Raw genomic sequence first — 13,574 nt, forward strand, 5'->3', positions numbered from 1 at the left:
GCGGCTTTTTTTATGGGTAAAAAAGGCTGCCAGCGCTTATTCCATCAGCACAGGCAGCTCCTTTTTTATAGTATTCAACCGTCAGGCCAAGGCCTTGCGCGCACCGATCATCTTCAGCACCCGGGGCAGCACCAGCACCGACAGCACCACCACCAGCAGCGTCAGCGACATGGGCCGCTCCAGGAAAATGGTCCACTTGCCTTCGCCGATCGACAGCGCGTTGCGCATCTGCGCCTCGGCCAGCGGGCCCAGGATCATGCCGACCACCACGGGGGCGGTCGGGAAGTCGTAGCGGCGCATCACCACGCCCAGCAGGCCAATGCCGTACAGCAGCACCAGGTCGAACGCGCTCTGGCGCATGCCGTAGACACCCACCGTGGCAAAGATCAAGATGCCCGCGTAGAGCTGGGGCTTGGGGATCTTCAGCAGCTTGACCCACAGGCCCACCAGCGGCAGGTTCAGGATCAGCAGCATCACGTTGCCGATGTACAGCGAGGCAATCAGCGCCCAGACCAGATTGGCGTTGGTGTCAAACAGCTGCGGGCCGGGCTGGATGCCGTAATTTTGGAACGCGCCCAGCAAAATAGCCGCCGTGTTGGAGGTGGGGATGCCCAGCGTCAGCAGCGGAATCAGCGTGGCGGTGATGGCCGCGTTGTTGGCCGCCTCGGGGCCGGCCACGCCTTCGATGGCGCCGGTGGTGCCAAACTCTTCCTTGTGCTTGGAGATCTTTTTCTCGACCGCGTAGCTCAGGAACGTGGGAATCTCGCTGCCCCCGGCCGGAATGGTGCCGAACGGAAAGCCGATGAAGGTGGCGCGCAGCCAGGCGGGCCAGGAGCGCTTCCATTCGCTGGCCGTCATGTGCACCTTGCTCATGGGGTTGGCGGTTTCGACGGTTTTGCCCTCGTACATCACGTTGTACAAGGCCTCGCTCACCGCGAACAGGCCCACGGCGATCAGCACCACCTCCAGCCCGTCCATCAGTTCGGACACGCCGCCGGTGTAGCGCGCGGCGCCAGTGAGCTGGTCCAAGCCCACCAGTCCCATGGCCAGGCCGATGAACAGCGACGTCAACCCACGCAGCGTGCTCTTGCCCAGCACCGCGCTCACGGTGGTGAAGGCCAGCAGCATCAGCATGAAGTATTCGGGCGGGCCCAGGCGGATGGCGTAGGCGGCCACCAGCGGCGCAAACAGCGTGACCAGCACGGTGGCGATGGTGCCCGCCACAAACGAGCCGATGGCCGCCGTAGCCAGCGCCGCACCGGCACGGCCATTTTTGGCCATCTTGTTGCCCTCCATGGCGGTGACCATGGAGCCGGATTCACCCGGTGTGTTGAGCAGGATGGAGGTGGTCGAGCCGCCGTACATCGCACCGTAGTAGATGCCCGCAAAGAAGATCATCGAGGCCGTGGCCTCCACCTTGACGGTGATGGGCAGCAGCATCGCCACGGCGGTGGCCGGGCCGATGCCGGGCAGCACGCCGATGGCCGTGCCCAGGGTGCAGCCCAGCAGGGCCCACAGCAGGTTCACCGGCGTACCCGCCGTGATGAAGCCCTGCAATAAGTTGTTCCATAGATCCATTACAACCATCCCGTCGTGGTGAGGCCGGGCAAATTGATGGCCAGCAGCTTGGTAAACATCCAGTACACCGGGGCCGAGATGGCGAAGCCAACGGCGGCATCCTTGGCCCAGGTGCCCAGCGACTTGTCGTTGCGGCCCTCGGCCGATTTAAAGCCGCGCACGGCCAGCACAAACAGCAGCGTGCAGCTCAAGATGAAGCCGATGGTGGTGATCAGCGCGGCGTTGGCCAAAATGCCCACCGACACCCAGGCGAAGGCGACCCAGTCGGCCCGTTCTCCGCCCGAGGCCTCGTCCATGAAACGGAAGCCGCCGGTGCGCGACTCCCAGGCCAACCATGCGCCAAACAGGATCAGCGCAATCGACACCACCCAGGGCAGAAAGTTGGGGCCGACGCCCGCGTAGCCGGCATCGGACTTGATGTCCAGGGCGCCCAGGGCCATGGCCACACCCAGCACCAGCGTGCCCAGCCCGATCAGGGTCTGGGAGGTTTGCATAGTCAGTTTCATGGACGCTGGCTCGGTTAGACCATGCCCGACTTGACCATGGTGGCGCGCAGGCTGGCGAAGTCGTCATCGACAAACTTTTCGAACTCGGCACCGGTGATGACGGCGGGGGTCCAGTTGTTCTTTTCGATGGCGTCGGCCCAGGTCTTGGACTTGGTGGCCTTGACGATCATGTCGATCAGGGCCTTGCGCTGCTCGGGGGTGATGCCGCCCGCGCCGTACACGCCGCGCCAGTTGCCGATCTCGACATTGATGCCCTGCTCTTTCAGGGTGGGGATGTCCACCCCCTTGAGGCGGGTGCCCGAGGTCATGGCCAGCGCGCGCATCTTGCCGGTCTTGATGTACTCGGAGAACTCGCTCAGGCCGCTGCCGCCCACCGTGACGTTGCCGCCCAGAATGGCCGCCGTGGCCTCACCGCCGCCCCGGAAGGCCACGTAGTTGATCTTGGACGGGTCCACGCCCACGTCGCGGGCAATCATGGCCGCGGCAATGTGCTCAGTGGAGCCGCGCGAACCGCCGCCCCATTTGATGCTGCCGGGGTCTTTCTTGAGCTGCTCGACCACTTCCTTCATGCTCTTGTAAGGCGAATTGGCGGGCAGCACGAACACGTTGTATTCGGTGGTCAAACGGGCCAGCGGCGTGGCCTGGTTCAGCCCGACCGGTGGCTTGCCGGTGATGATGCCGCCCAACATGACCGCGCCCATCACCATCATGGCGTTCGGGTCGGCCTTGCTGCCGTTGACAAACTGGGCCAGGCCCAGCGCACCGGCAGCACCGCCCTTGTTGTCAAAGCTGACCGAGTCGGCCGCCTGCGAATCCGTCAGCGCCTTGCCCAGGGCGCGGCCTGTGGTGTCCCAGCCGCCACCGGGGTTGGCCGGAATCATCATCTTGATATTGGCCGCCGCGCGGGCCGCAAAAGGCAGGGTTCCGGCAGCCGCCAGCACAGCCAAGGACTTCAAAAAAGCATCACGACGCATCGCAGTCTCCTCATTAAATGGACGAACCTACCGATCATGCATGCCATATCTGTCAGTTGGCCGTCGGAAATGCCTAGGGAAAATGCTAATGTCGGAGGCATGAAGCTGCTCCTAGTTGAAGACGATCCCGCCATGCAAACCACCCTGGTGCGGGCCCTGGGTCGGCGCAACATGCGCATCCAGGCCTGCAGCGATGGCATTGAGGCCCTGGCCCTGTGGCTGGCCGCGCCGCCCGACGTGGTGCTGCTGGACCTGAGCCTGCCCGGCATGGACGGCCTGCAGGTGCTGGCCGCCGCCCGCAAGGCCGGGCTGCGCACGCCCGTGCTGATCCTCACCGCCCGCGGCACGGTGGGCGACCGGGTGCTGGGCCTGAACGCCGGGGCCGACGACTACCTGCCCAAGCCGTTCGACCTGGAAGAGCTGGAAGCCCGCCTGCGCGCCCTGGCCCGGCGCAGTGCCGACACGGCCGGGGACTTTGAAGACAAATCAGCCCCCAGCGCCATCACCGTGGGCACACTGCGCTATGAAAAAGAGAGTGGCGCGGTGTACCACCACGACCAGCCCATGGAACTCAGCCCGCGCGAACTGGCCCTGCTGCGCCCCCTGCTGGCCCAGCCCGGCCATGCGGTCACCAAAGAGCGGCTGTTCGAGCTGGTATTCCCCGGCGCGCAGGAGGTGCAGTTCGAGGCGATTGAAGTGATTGCCTACCGGCTGCGCAAAAAGCTGGCCAGCACCGGCGTGCGGCTGATGACGCTGCGCGGACTGGGCTATTTGCTCAAGGTAGAAGCGTGATGGAGCCTGCAGGCCAGGTCCGTTCGCTGCGCCGCACCCTGCTGATCGGAATCTTGCTGCCGGTCATTGCCGTGGTGGCGCTGAACACCGTCAGCCTGTACCGGCAGGCGCTGGCTGCCATTACCACCGCCTACGACCGCACCCTGCTGGCCTCGGCCAAGTCCATCGGCGAGCTGCTGGATGTGGACGGCTATGACGAAGCCGCCGTGCTGCACGCCACCGTGCCGTATTCAGCCCTGGAAGCCTTCGAGGCCGACAACAAAAGCAACATCTACTACCGCGTCTCCAGCCTGCAAGGCGAAATGGTCTCGGGCTACGCGGTGCTGCCGTTCTGGCGCGGCACCATCCCGGCCAAACCGGCCTACGCCGCACTGGTGGATTTCTACGACGACCATGTCAATGGCGAACCGGTGCGCGTGGCCGTGCTGCTGCAGCCCGTGGCCACCGACGACGGGCGCGGCATGGCGGTGATCCAGGTGGCCGAAACGCTGGAGCTGCGCCACACCCTGGCAAGGCAAATCCTGCTCGATACCCTGTGGCGGCAGGCCGCTCTGGTGGCCTTCATCGCCCTGGTGGTGGTGCTGGTGGTGCAGCGCGCCACCCACCCGGTGCGCCGCCTGAGCCAGACCCTGCAAGCCCGCCTGGAAAACGACCTGACCCCCATCACCGCCCCCGACGCCCCGCGCGAGCTGCGCCCCCTGGTCGATGCCACCAACCACGTGATGACCCGCCTGCAGCACCTGCTGGACCACCAGAAACGTTTTGTGCGCGACACCGCCCACCAGCTGCGCACGCCGCTGGCGGTGCTGAAAACCCAGGTCCAGTCGGCCCTGCGCAACGATATAGAGCCGCGCCAGGCCCTGCTGGAGATCAACGCCACCGTCGACCGCGCCGCCGTACTGGCCAACCAGATGCTGGCCCTGGCCAAGGTGGAGCAGCTGCGCCAGCAGGCCAATGCCGAGGTGCTGGACTGGTCGGCCGTGCTGCGCGCCGTGGCCATCGACCTGTCGCCCCTGCTGGCCGACAAAGACATCGACTTCGCCATCCACACCACCCCCACCCCGGTGCGCGCCCACGACTGGATGCTGCGCGAACTGGCCCGCAACCTGCTGCACAACGCCATCAAGCAAACCCCGGTGGGCAGCGCGTTGCAGGTGGACCTGGTGGCCGACGGCACACAGGCCCACCTGTGCATTGCCGACAGTGGCCCCGGCATCAGCCCCGACCTGGCCCGGCGCCTGTACCAGCCGTTTTCTGCGGGCGACGTGCAGCACGGCTCCGGCCTGGGCCTGGCCATCTGCTTTGAAATCGTGCAGGCCCTGGGTGGCAGCATCGCGCTGGTGAACCGGGTGCAGCAAGGCGTACACCAGGGCCTGGATGCCACCGTGCGGCTACCGTTGGTTCAAAATACCTAGCTATGGACAAACTTCGCATTGATAAGTGGCTGTGGGCCGCGCGCTTCTACAAAACCCGCAGCCTGGCCACCGAAGAGGTCAACAAGGGCCGGGTACAGATCGGCGGGCAGGACGTGAAGCCCGCACGCGAGGTCAAGCCCGGCGACCTGATCACCCTGCGCCAGGGACCGGTGGTGCGCACCATCGAAGTGGTGGGCATCAGCCAGGCCCGGGGTCCGGCCCCGGTAGCCCAGGCCCTGTACGCCGAAACCGCCGACAGCCTGCAGGCCCGCACCGCCGCCGCCGAACAGCGCCGCCTGGCCCCCGAACCCGCCCACAGCCTGGACCATGGCCGCCCCACCAAGCGCCAGCGCAGGGATCTGGACCAGGCAGGCCAGGGCTGGGGTGACCGCTGGAGCGCGTCGGTAGACGATTAATCCACCCGGGGCGGTCCGTCTTACGCCATAATTTTTTAAATGGACGAAGACCCCAAATCCAAAAGCTGGTGGAACACCTTGCCCGGTGTGCTCACCGCAGTGTCGGCGGTGATTGCCGCCGTCACCGCGCTGGTGTCTACCCTGCACCAGACCGGCTGGATCGGTGCCAAGGCCTCCACCAGCCCGCCTTCTTCCACGCAGCCCCCACCATCGTCCCCGTCCCCGTCCCCGGCACCGGCCCCCACGGCAGCCCCTGCGTCCGTCTCGGCACCAGGCGGCATCGGGCTGCCCGCCCAGACCACCTTCAGCTACGGCAAGCTGTCGTACCAGCTGCTGGCCGCCCGCGTGGGCCACCCCACGCCCGACACGCTGTCGCTGCAATTCACCGTACGCATGACCAGCGACGACCAGTACGAGGCCAACTTCTGGGACGCGTCGTTTCGCCTGCGCGTCAACGGCGTGCTGCAGGCCCCGGTGAGCAACCTCAACAAGGTGGTGGCGGGCAACAGCTCGACCGACGGCGTGGTGGAGTTCCTCGTGCCCCGCGGCACCGCCCAGGTGGAGCTGCAGATGGGCGAGGTGGGCAACGGCAAGCCCGCCATGGCCATCCACTTGCCTGCGGGGGCGTGAAAAAGCGGCCCGCCAGCGGCCCATGGGGTTTGCATTAAAAACAGGCCGCCCACGCCCGTCCAATCAGCACAAGCAGCTATCAAAAATAGAGCAAACGGCCTATTCCAGCCGGATCCCCCGCGCCGCAATCAGCCCGCGCATCCGGCCCATTTCTTCCTGCACCCGGCTCTTCAACCCTTCGGGCGCACTGCCCACCGCCTGCCAGCCCTGGTGGAACAGCTTGCTGCGCACTTCGGGGTCGCGGTAGATGCGGGCGATCTCGGTGCCCAGCCGGGCCTGCGCCGCGTGGGACAGGCGGGCCGGGCCGACCAGCGCCGTCCACACCTCCAGGTTCACCCCGCGCACCCCGGCCTCGGCCAGCGCGGGCACGTCGGGCACCAGGGCGCTGCGGCTGCCGGCCAGTCCGATGGCCCGCAGCTTGCCGGATGCCACGTGCGGCATGGCCAGGCCCGGCGGCACCAGCGCCATTTGGATCTGCCCGCCCAGCAGCCCGGTGACCACTTGCGGATTGCCCTGGAACGGGATGTGGACCGGGGCCATGCCGGGCAGTTGGGACACCAGCCACTCCATGCCCAGGTGCGCCAGGGTGCCGGTGCCGGGCGAGCCGTAGTTCCAGCGGTTGCCGCCTTGGCGCGCCGCGTCGAAAAAGGCTTTGCCGCCCGGCAGGTGGGCTGGGGCCAGCAGCACCAGCGGCGCGGTGGTCAGCAGCGACAGGTAGCTGAAATCGTGGGCCGGGTCGAACGGCAGCTGCGGGTACAGCATCTTGGCCGAGGTCAGGTTGCCGTTGATGACGACCCCCAGCGTGTGGTCGTCGGTGGCCTTGGCCACCGCGTCCGCGGCGATGTTGCCCGAGGCCCCGGGTTTGTTGTCCACGATGACCGGCTGGCCCAGGGTTTTGGCCAGGGCATCGGCCAGCGCGCGGGCCGAAATGTCGGGTGAGGAGCCACCCGCAAAGCCCACGACGATGTGCACCGGCTTAGTTGGCCAGGTGGCCTGGGCGAAAACCGGGCTGGCGGTGAGGGCATTGGCCAGGGCCAGCAGGCCCAGGTGGCGTCGTTGCATAGTCGGCATCCTGATCGCAAAAAACAGCGATTGTCGTCGGCCCAAGCGTCCCCATGTAGGAAGCATGCCGCTGGACCTGCACGTTGGTCCATTACTCTCCTTTCCATAGCATGGTTTGCAAGCTGAATCAGCACGAGCCCTGCTTTTTAACCCTAAGATACCCATGATCCCTTTTTCTGTACTCGACCTGGCCCCCATCGTCGAAGGCGGCACCGCTGCCGACTCGTTCCGCAATACCTTGCAGCTGGCGCAGCACGCCGAAGCCCTGGGCTACCAGCGCTACTGGCTGGCCGAGCACCACGGCATGCGTGGCATTGCCAGCGCCGCCACTGCGGTGGTGATGGGCCATGTGGCGGCAGGCACCCGCACCATCCGCGTCGGGGCCGGGGGCGTGATGCTGCCGAATCATTCGCCGCTGGTGATTGCCGAGCAGTTCGGCACGCTGGAGTCGCTGTTTCCCGGCCGGATCGACCTGGGCCTGGGCCGTGCGCCTGGCTCCGACCAGGCGACCGCACGCGCTCTGCGCCGCGACCTGCAGACCGATGCCCAGCAGTTTCCGAACGACGTGGTCGAGCTGCAACACTACTTTGCGCCGGTAGAACCCGGCCAGACCCTGCGCGCCGTGCCGGGTGCGGGTCTGGAGGTGCCGCTGTGGATCCTGGGGTCGAGCACCTTTGGCGCGCAACTGGCCGCCGAACTGGGCCTGCCCTACGCGTTTGCCTCGCACTTTGCGCCCGGCGACCTGATGAACGCGATTGCCATTTACCGCGCCCGTTTCAAGCCGTCCAAGCAGCTCGCCAAACCCTATGTGATGCTGGGCTTCAACGTGTTTGCGGCGGATACCGACGAGGCCGGGCGCTTCCTGTTCAGTTCGCTGCAGCAGGCTTTTGTGAACCTGCGCAGCGGCCGCCCGTCGCTGCTGCAACCGCCAGTGGACGGCTTTGCCGAGCGCCTGCACCCCGGCGACCGGGCCATGATCGACAGCGCCCTGTCCTGCTGTGCCGTGGGCTCGCCCGACACCGTGCGCCGGGCGCTACAGGCCTTCATCGACAAAACCGGCGCCGATGAGCTGATGCTGACCTCGCAAATCTTCGACCACACCGCCCGGATGCGCTCGTACGAGATTGCCGCCGAAGTGCGGGAAGAAGCGGTTAGCGCTTAGGCCTTAACGGCTTCAACAGGTCCGACAGCCCGTTGTGGTCGATCTCGTGCATCAGCGCCAGCAGACGGCCGACATCGGTTTTGGGGAAGCCTTCGCGGGCGAACCAGTTGAGGTAGTTGCCGGGTAGATCGGCAATCACCGTGCCCTGGTGTTTGCCGAGGGGCATGGTCACAGTGACGAGGCGTTGCAGTTGGTCGGAGTCCATGGCGGGCACTTTACACTGGCCCCATGCACCACCCCCCCACCCCGCTCGCCTGGGGCATCATTGGCTGCGGCCAGGTTACCGAGCGCAAAAGCGGCCCGGCCTTCAACAAGGTGGCCGGTTCCCGCCTGGTCGCCGTGATGCGCCGCAACGCCGCGCTGGCCCAGTCGTATGCCGAGCGCCACGGCGTACCCCGCTGGTATAGCGATGCCGACGCGCTGATCAACGACCCCGAGGTCAACGCCGTCTACATCGCCACCCCGCCCGACAGCCACCATTTCTACGCACTCAAGGTCGCCGCCGCGGGCAAGGTCTGCTGCGTGGAAAAGCCCATGGCCCCCAGCCACCGCGCATGCCTGGAAATGACCGCCGCCTTCGAGGCCGCCGGGCTGCCGCTGTTTGTGTCGTACTACCGCCGCTCCCTGCCGCGCTTTGCACAGGTGAAAGACTGGTTGGCGGCTGGCGAGATTGGCGCTGTGCGCCACGTCCACTGGTCGTTTGCCCGCATGCCCAACGCCGCCGACAAGGCCCACGCGCCGAATTGGCGCACCGACCCCGCCTTCGCCCCCGGTGGCTACTTTGAAGACCTGGCCAGCCACGGCCTGGATTTGCTGCTGCACCTGCTGGGCGACATCACCAGCGCCCAGGGCATCGCCAGCAACCAGCAAAGCCTGTACGCCGCCGCCGATGCCGTCACCGGCGTGTGGCAGTTCGCCAGCGGGGCGACGGGCTCGGGCTACTGGAACTTCGGCGCGGCGCAGGCGCTGGACGAGGTGGTCATCCACGGCAGCACGGGCGAGATCCGCTTCTCGGTCTTCGGCGAGCAGCCGGTACAACTGCGCAACGCACAGGGCACGCAAAGCCACGAGATTGCCCACCCCGAAAACATCCAGTTCTTCCACATCGAGAACATGCAAAAGCACATGGACGGGCTAGGCACCCACCCGTCCACGGGGCACACGGCGCAGCGGGCGACGTGGGTGATGGAGCAGATCAGCCTCCGGCGCGCTTGACGGTGTAGCCCTGCTTCTGTAGCAGCCCGATCACGGTGTCAACGTGGTCACCCTGCACTTCGATCACGCCGTCTTTCACCGTGCCGCCGCTACCGCAGGCGGCCTTGAGCTGCTTGCCCAGGGCCGTCAAGGCGGTGGCGTCCAGCGGCACGCCCTTGACCAGGGTCACGCCCTTGCCCGCCCGGCCCTTGGTTTCGCGGGACACGCGGACGATGCCGTCGGTTTTGGGCGCGGGCTTTTGGCCGCAGGTGCACTGGGCAATGGGCTGGCGGCAGACCGGGCACATGCGGCCTGCTTCGGTGGAATAGACCAGGCCGCCGCCGCTGGGTTTGCTTTTCATACAATTACTATCAAAAAAATAGCACCTAGCGCCTATGGAATGGGCGCTAGGTGCATATTTTGCTTAAGGATCACAGTGTTTCAGGTTCAGACTACGCGCAGCGCTGCAGCCTGGGGGTGGGCACTATTTCAAGCGAGGGACTTCTTGTAGTTGGCCATACCGTCGGTGATTTCCTTCTTGGCGGCATCAATGCCTTCCCAGCCGATCACCTTGACCCACTTGCCTTTTTCCAGGTCTTTGTAGTGTTCGAAGAAGTGGCTGATGGCCTTGAGGCGCATCTGGTTCACGTCTTCGATTTTTTGCCAGTGGGTGTAGATGGGCAGGATCTTGTCGGTGGGCACGGCCAGCACCTTGCCGTCCACGCCGGCTTCGTCTTCCATCATCAGGATGCCGATGGGGCGGCAAGTCACCACCACGCCGGGGAACAGGGGGTAGGGGGTGATCACCAGCACGTCCACCGGGTCGCCGTCGCCGCTCAGGGTCTGGGGCACGTAGCCGTAGTTGGTGGGGTAGTGCATGGCCGTGGTCATGAAACGGTCCACAAAAATCGCGCCGGACTCTTTGTCCACCTCGTACTTGATCGGGTCGGCGTTCATCGGGATTTCGATGACGACGTTAAAAGCATCGGGGGCGTTTTTACCGGGAGGGACGAGGTTCAGGGACATGGTTGTCTTCTTCGTTTGGAGTGGATTAATCGGTTTTTTACACAGTGGCTTATTTTGCCTTAGCCCGCTGGCATGACCCTGACACGCCAAGCGCCCACCGAACCTGCCTAGGACATACCCCTAGCCGTGTGACTTTGTGTAGCTTTGCACCGTATATTGCCCACGTTGGCCAATCGTCTCCCAGCTGTGCCGGGGTTACGAGGAAGCAACGCAGCGGGGGCCTCGCTAGCGTTGCGTCCCCACCTCGCGACAACGACTCTGGAGACCCATCCTATGGCTGGTAACACGGCGCTCATACTGGCGCTTATTTGTGGCTTCATCGCGGTGGCTTACGGCTTTTGGGCCCGCAGCTGGATACTTTCCCAAGACGCAGGCAATGCGCGGATGCAAGAAATTGCCGCCGCCATCCAGACCGGCGCAGCGGCCTACCTGGCCCGGCAGTACCGCACAATCACCATCGTCGGCGTGGTGCTGGCGGTGCTGATCGGGCTGTTCCTTGACTCTCTGTCGGCCATCGGCTTCGTGGTGGGCGCGGTGCTGTCGGGGGCCTGCGGCTTCATCGGCATGAACGTGTCGGTGCGGGCCAACGTGCGCACCGCCCAGGCCGCTACCAAAGGCATTGGCCCGGCGCTCACGGTGGCGTTTCGCGGCGGGGCCATCACCGGCATGCTGGTAGTGGGGCTGGGCCTGCTGGGCGTGACCGGCTTTTACTGGTTTCTGGTGCCCGATGGCGCCCCCACCGCAGCGCGGCTGAACCCGCTGATCGGCTTTGCCTTTGGCTCGTCGCTGATCTCCATCTTTGCGCGTCTCGGTGGCGGCATTTTCACCAAGGGCGCCGACGTGGGTGCCGACCTGGTGGGCAAGGTAGAGGCCGGCATCCCCGAGGACGACCCGCGCAACCCGGCGGTGATCGCCGACAACGTGGGCGACAACGTGGGCGACTGCGCCGGTATGGCTGCCGACCTGTTTGAGACCTACGCGGTCACCCTGATCGCCACCATGGTGCTGGGCGCGCTGCTGGCCTCGGGTGGCGGTGCAGCCACGGTGGTGTACCCGCTGGCGCTGGGTGCCGTGTCCATCGTGGCCAGCATCATTGGCTGCTTTTTTGTAGTGGCCTCGCCCGGCATGAAAAACGTGATGCCTGCCCTGTACAAGGGGTTGGCGGTCGCGGGCGTGCTGTCGCTGATCGCCTTCTACTTCGTGACCCAAGCCCTGGTGCCCGACAACGCGCTGGGCGGGACCGGCGCGGCCATGAAGCTCTATGGCGCCTGCGCCGTGGGCCTGGTGCTGACCGCCGCGCTGGTGTGGATCACCGAGTACTACACCGGCACGCAGTACGCCCCGGTGCAGCACATCGCCCAGGCATCGACCACCGGGCACGGTACCAACATCATTGCCGGGTTGGGTGTGTCCATGCGCTCCACCGCCTGGCCGGTGATCTTTGTGTGCATCGCCATTTGGGTGGCCTTCCACCTGGCGGGCCTGTACGGCATTGCGATTGCGGCCACCTCCATGCTCAGCATGGCGGGCATTGTGGTGGCGCTGGACGCCTACGGCCCCATCACCGACAACGCGGGCGGCATCGCCGAAATGGCCGAAATGCCCAAGAGCGTGCGCGACGTGACCGATCCGCTGGATGCCGTGGGCAACACCACCAAGGCCGTCACCAAGGGCTACGCCATCGGCTCGGCGGGCCTGGCCGCGCTGGTGCTGTTTGCCGACTACACCCACAAGCTGGAAGCCTACGGCCACGTGGTGAGCTTTGATTTGAGCAACCCCATGGTCATCATCGGCCTGTTCATCGGCGGCCTGATTCCCTACCTGTTTGGCGCCATGGCCATGGAGGCCGTGGGCCGCGCGGCAGGCAGCGTGGTGGTGGAAGTGCGCCGCCAGTTCCGCGACATCCCCGGCATCATGGAGGGCACGGCCAAGCCCGAGTACGGCAAGGCGGTGGACATGCTGACCACGGCGGCCATCAAGGAAATGATGGTGCCCAGCCTGCTGCCCGTGGTGGTGCCGATTGTGGTGGGCCTGCTGCTGGGCCCGGCGGCGCTGGGCGGGCTGCTGATGGGCACCATCGTCACCGGCCTGTTTGTGGCCATCAGCATGTGCACCGGCGGCGGTGCCTGGGACAACGCCAAAAAGTACATCGAAGACGGCCACCACGGCGGCAAGGGCAGCGAGACGCACAAGGCCGCCGTGACCGGCGACACCGTGGGCGACCCGTACAAGGACACCGCAGGCCCGGCCGTCAACCCGCTGATCAAGATCATCAACATCGTGGCCCTGCTGATCGTGCCGCTGGTGATGCAGATCCACGGCGGCGGCGCACCCGCGACAGCGGCGTTGGCCGCGCCCGCCATGCACGCCGTGGCCCCGGTGGCGGCGATGAGCGACAGCGCGTCCATCGCGGTGGTGGCTGGCGTGGTGAAGTTCTACTTTGCCACCGGCAAGGCCGATGTGGCCGAGGGCGCTGCCGCCGCGCTGGCCGACGTGATCAAGGCGGTGGCCGAGGGCAAGAAAGCCCTGGTCAGCGGCTACCACGACGCCTCGGGCGACCCGGCCAAGAACGCAGAGCTGGCCAAGCAGCGCGCCCTGGCCGTGCGCGATGCCCTGACCGCCCTGGGTGTGGCCGAAGACAAGATCGAACTGCAAAAGCCCGCACAAACCCAGGCCGACGGCCCCCCTGCCGAAGCGCGGCGGGTCGAGGTCACCGTGCAGTAACTGGCCCTTCCCCACCCACCCAGCCCGGCCCCGCCGGGCTTTTTTGTGAGGGGATGTAAGACCGGCAGAAATCCCGCTGAATCGCTATAAACTTA

General features: G+C 65.9%; 14 protein-coding genes. 7 read left to right on the forward strand and 7 right to left on the reverse strand.

The window, feature by feature from the left end; all coding sequences use genetic code 11:
- Nucleotides 1-81: 81 nt before the first annotated feature.
- The 3 genes from AB3G31_RS13595 to AB3G31_RS13605 are packed head-to-tail and all read right to left on the reverse strand — an operon-like array spanning nt 82 to nt 3,058.
- Nucleotides 82-1,578, reverse strand: a complete 1,497-nt coding sequence (locus tag AB3G31_RS13595) for a tripartite tricarboxylate transporter permease (RefSeq protein WP_367846615.1) — start codon at nt 1,576-1,578, stop codon at nt 82-84.
- Nucleotides 1,578-2,084, reverse strand: a complete 507-nt coding sequence (locus tag AB3G31_RS13600) for a tripartite tricarboxylate transporter TctB family protein (protein WP_367846616.1) — start codon at nt 2,082-2,084, stop codon at nt 1,578-1,580. The genes AB3G31_RS13595 and AB3G31_RS13600 overlap by 1 nt, the downstream gene beginning before the upstream one ends.
- A 14-nt stretch (nt 2,085-2,098) precedes the next feature.
- The gene (locus AB3G31_RS13605) at nt 2,099-3,058 is read right to left on the reverse strand and encodes a Bug family tripartite tricarboxylate transporter substrate binding protein (RefSeq protein WP_367846617.1); all 960 of its coding nucleotides are present in this window, start codon (nt 3,056-3,058) and stop codon (nt 2,099-2,101) included.
- A 99-nt stretch (nt 3,059-3,157) separates the two neighbouring features.
- Here AB3G31_RS13605 and AB3G31_RS13610 point away from each other — a divergent pair, with 99 nt between their 5' ends.
- The 4 genes from AB3G31_RS13610 to AB3G31_RS13625 are packed head-to-tail and all read left to right on the forward strand — an operon-like array spanning nt 3,158 to nt 6,311.
- On the forward strand, nt 3,158-3,850 hold the full coding sequence (locus AB3G31_RS13610; protein WP_367846618.1) for a response regulator: 693 nt from the start codon (nt 3,158-3,160) through the stop codon (nt 3,848-3,850).
- Nucleotides 3,850-5,265 (forward strand): sensor histidine kinase, encoded by a 1,416-nt coding sequence (locus AB3G31_RS13615; protein WP_367850350.1) that lies wholly within the window; start codon nt 3,850-3,852, stop codon nt 5,263-5,265. Before AB3G31_RS13610 ends, AB3G31_RS13615 begins: the two co-directional genes overlap by 1 nt.
- Before the next feature lie 2 nt (nt 5,266-5,267).
- Nucleotides 5,268-5,681, forward strand: coding sequence for an RNA-binding S4 domain-containing protein (locus tag AB3G31_RS13620; RefSeq protein ID WP_367846619.1), 414 nt, complete (start codon nt 5,268-5,270; stop codon nt 5,679-5,681).
- Between the two features lie 39 nt (nt 5,682-5,720).
- A complete protein-coding gene (locus AB3G31_RS13625; protein ID WP_367846620.1) occupies nt 5,721-6,311 on the forward strand; it encodes a hypothetical protein in 591 nt (196 codons plus the stop codon).
- Nucleotides 6,312-6,410: 99 nt separating this feature from the next.
- Here AB3G31_RS13625 and AB3G31_RS13630 read toward each other — a convergent pair whose 3' ends face one another.
- Nucleotides 6,411-7,373, reverse strand: coding sequence for a Bug family tripartite tricarboxylate transporter substrate binding protein (locus AB3G31_RS13630; RefSeq protein WP_367846621.1), 963 nt, complete (start codon nt 7,371-7,373; stop codon nt 6,411-6,413).
- A gap of 163 nt (nt 7,374-7,536) precedes the next feature.
- On the opposite strand from AB3G31_RS13630, the gene AB3G31_RS13635 reads away from it, so the two are divergent.
- Nucleotides 7,537-8,535, forward strand: coding sequence for an LLM class flavin-dependent oxidoreductase (locus tag AB3G31_RS13635; protein WP_367846622.1), 999 nt, complete (start codon nt 7,537-7,539; stop codon nt 8,533-8,535).
- Here AB3G31_RS13635 and AB3G31_RS13640 read toward each other — a convergent pair.
- On the reverse strand, nt 8,525-8,740 hold the full coding sequence (locus AB3G31_RS13640; protein WP_367846623.1) for a DUF3820 family protein: 216 nt from the start codon (nt 8,738-8,740) through the stop codon (nt 8,525-8,527). The genes AB3G31_RS13635 and AB3G31_RS13640 overlap by 11 nt on opposite strands.
- A gap of 23 nt (nt 8,741-8,763) precedes the next feature.
- Here AB3G31_RS13640 and AB3G31_RS13645 point away from each other — a divergent pair, with 23 nt between their 5' ends.
- The gene (locus tag AB3G31_RS13645; RefSeq protein ID WP_367846624.1) at nt 8,764-9,750 is read left to right on the forward strand and encodes a Gfo/Idh/MocA family protein; all 987 of its coding nucleotides are present in this window, start codon (nt 8,764-8,766) and stop codon (nt 9,748-9,750) included.
- On the opposite strand, the gene AB3G31_RS13650 is transcribed toward AB3G31_RS13645, so the two are convergent.
- Both AB3G31_RS13650 and ppa read right to left on the reverse strand, forming a co-directional pair.
- The gene (locus tag AB3G31_RS13650) at nt 9,731-10,090 is read right to left on the reverse strand and encodes a translation initiation factor Sui1 (protein ID WP_367846625.1); all 360 of its coding nucleotides are present in this window, start codon (nt 10,088-10,090) and stop codon (nt 9,731-9,733) included. The two genes, AB3G31_RS13645 and AB3G31_RS13650, sit on opposite strands and share 20 nt — an antisense overlap.
- 128 nt (nt 10,091-10,218) lie before the next feature.
- Nucleotides 10,219-10,755, reverse strand: coding sequence for an inorganic diphosphatase (gene ppa, locus AB3G31_RS13655; RefSeq protein WP_348006026.1), 537 nt, complete (start codon nt 10,753-10,755; stop codon nt 10,219-10,221).
- Between the two features lie 273 nt (nt 10,756-11,028).
- Between ppa and AB3G31_RS13660 the strand changes: the two genes are divergently transcribed.
- Nucleotides 11,029-13,479, forward strand: coding sequence for a sodium-translocating pyrophosphatase (locus tag AB3G31_RS13660; RefSeq protein ID WP_367846626.1), 2,451 nt, complete (start codon nt 11,029-11,031; stop codon nt 13,477-13,479).
- Nucleotides 13,480-13,574: the final 95 nt, after the last annotated feature.

Origin of the sequence: Rhodoferax sp. WC2427 (genome assembly GCF_040822085.1) — a bacterium.
GTDB lineage: Bacteria > Pseudomonadota > Gammaproteobacteria > Burkholderiales > Burkholderiaceae_C > Rhodoferax_B.

Excerpts from the sequence above, each read along its gene's own strand:
- AB3G31_RS13650 (WP_367846625.1), bottom strand. The coding sequence starts at position 10,090 with ATGAAAAGCAAACCCAGCGGCGGCGGCCTGGTCTATTCCACCGAAGCA.
- AB3G31_RS13645 (WP_367846624.1), top strand. The coding sequence starts at position 8,764 with ATGCACCACCCCCCCACCCCGCTCGCCTGGGGCATCATTGGCTGCGGC.
- AB3G31_RS13630 (WP_367846621.1), bottom strand. The coding sequence starts at position 7,373 with ATGCAACGACGCCACCTGGGCCTGCTGGCCCTGGCCAATGCCCTCACC.
- AB3G31_RS13635 (WP_367846622.1), top strand. The coding sequence starts at position 7,537 with ATGATCCCTTTTTCTGTACTCGACCTGGCCCCCATCGTCGAAGGCGGC.
- AB3G31_RS13600 (WP_367846616.1), bottom strand. The coding sequence starts at position 2,084 with ATGAAACTGACTATGCAAACCTCCCAGACCCTGATCGGGCTGGGCACG.
- AB3G31_RS13660 (WP_367846626.1), top strand. The coding sequence starts at position 11,029 with ATGGCTGGTAACACGGCGCTCATACTGGCGCTTATTTGTGGCTTCATC.
- AB3G31_RS13605 (WP_367846617.1), bottom strand. The coding sequence starts at position 3,058 with ATGCGTCGTGATGCTTTTTTGAAGTCCTTGGCTGTGCTGGCGGCTGCC.
- AB3G31_RS13620 (WP_367846619.1), top strand. The coding sequence starts at position 5,268 with ATGGACAAACTTCGCATTGATAAGTGGCTGTGGGCCGCGCGCTTCTAC.
- AB3G31_RS13595 (WP_367846615.1), bottom strand. The coding sequence starts at position 1,578 with ATGGATCTATGGAACAACTTATTGCAGGGCTTCATCACGGCGGGTACG.
- AB3G31_RS13615 (WP_367850350.1), top strand. The coding sequence starts at position 3,850 with ATGGAGCCTGCAGGCCAGGTCCGTTCGCTGCGCCGCACCCTGCTGATC.
- AB3G31_RS13610 (WP_367846618.1), top strand. The coding sequence starts at position 3,158 with ATGAAGCTGCTCCTAGTTGAAGACGATCCCGCCATGCAAACCACCCTG.
- ppa (WP_348006026.1), bottom strand. The coding sequence starts at position 10,755 with ATGTCCCTGAACCTCGTCCCTCCCGGTAAAAACGCCCCCGATGCTTTT.
- AB3G31_RS13640 (WP_367846623.1), bottom strand. The coding sequence starts at position 8,740 with ATGGACTCCGACCAACTGCAACGCCTCGTCACTGTGACCATGCCCCTC.
- AB3G31_RS13625 (WP_367846620.1), top strand. The coding sequence starts at position 5,721 with ATGGACGAAGACCCCAAATCCAAAAGCTGGTGGAACACCTTGCCCGGT.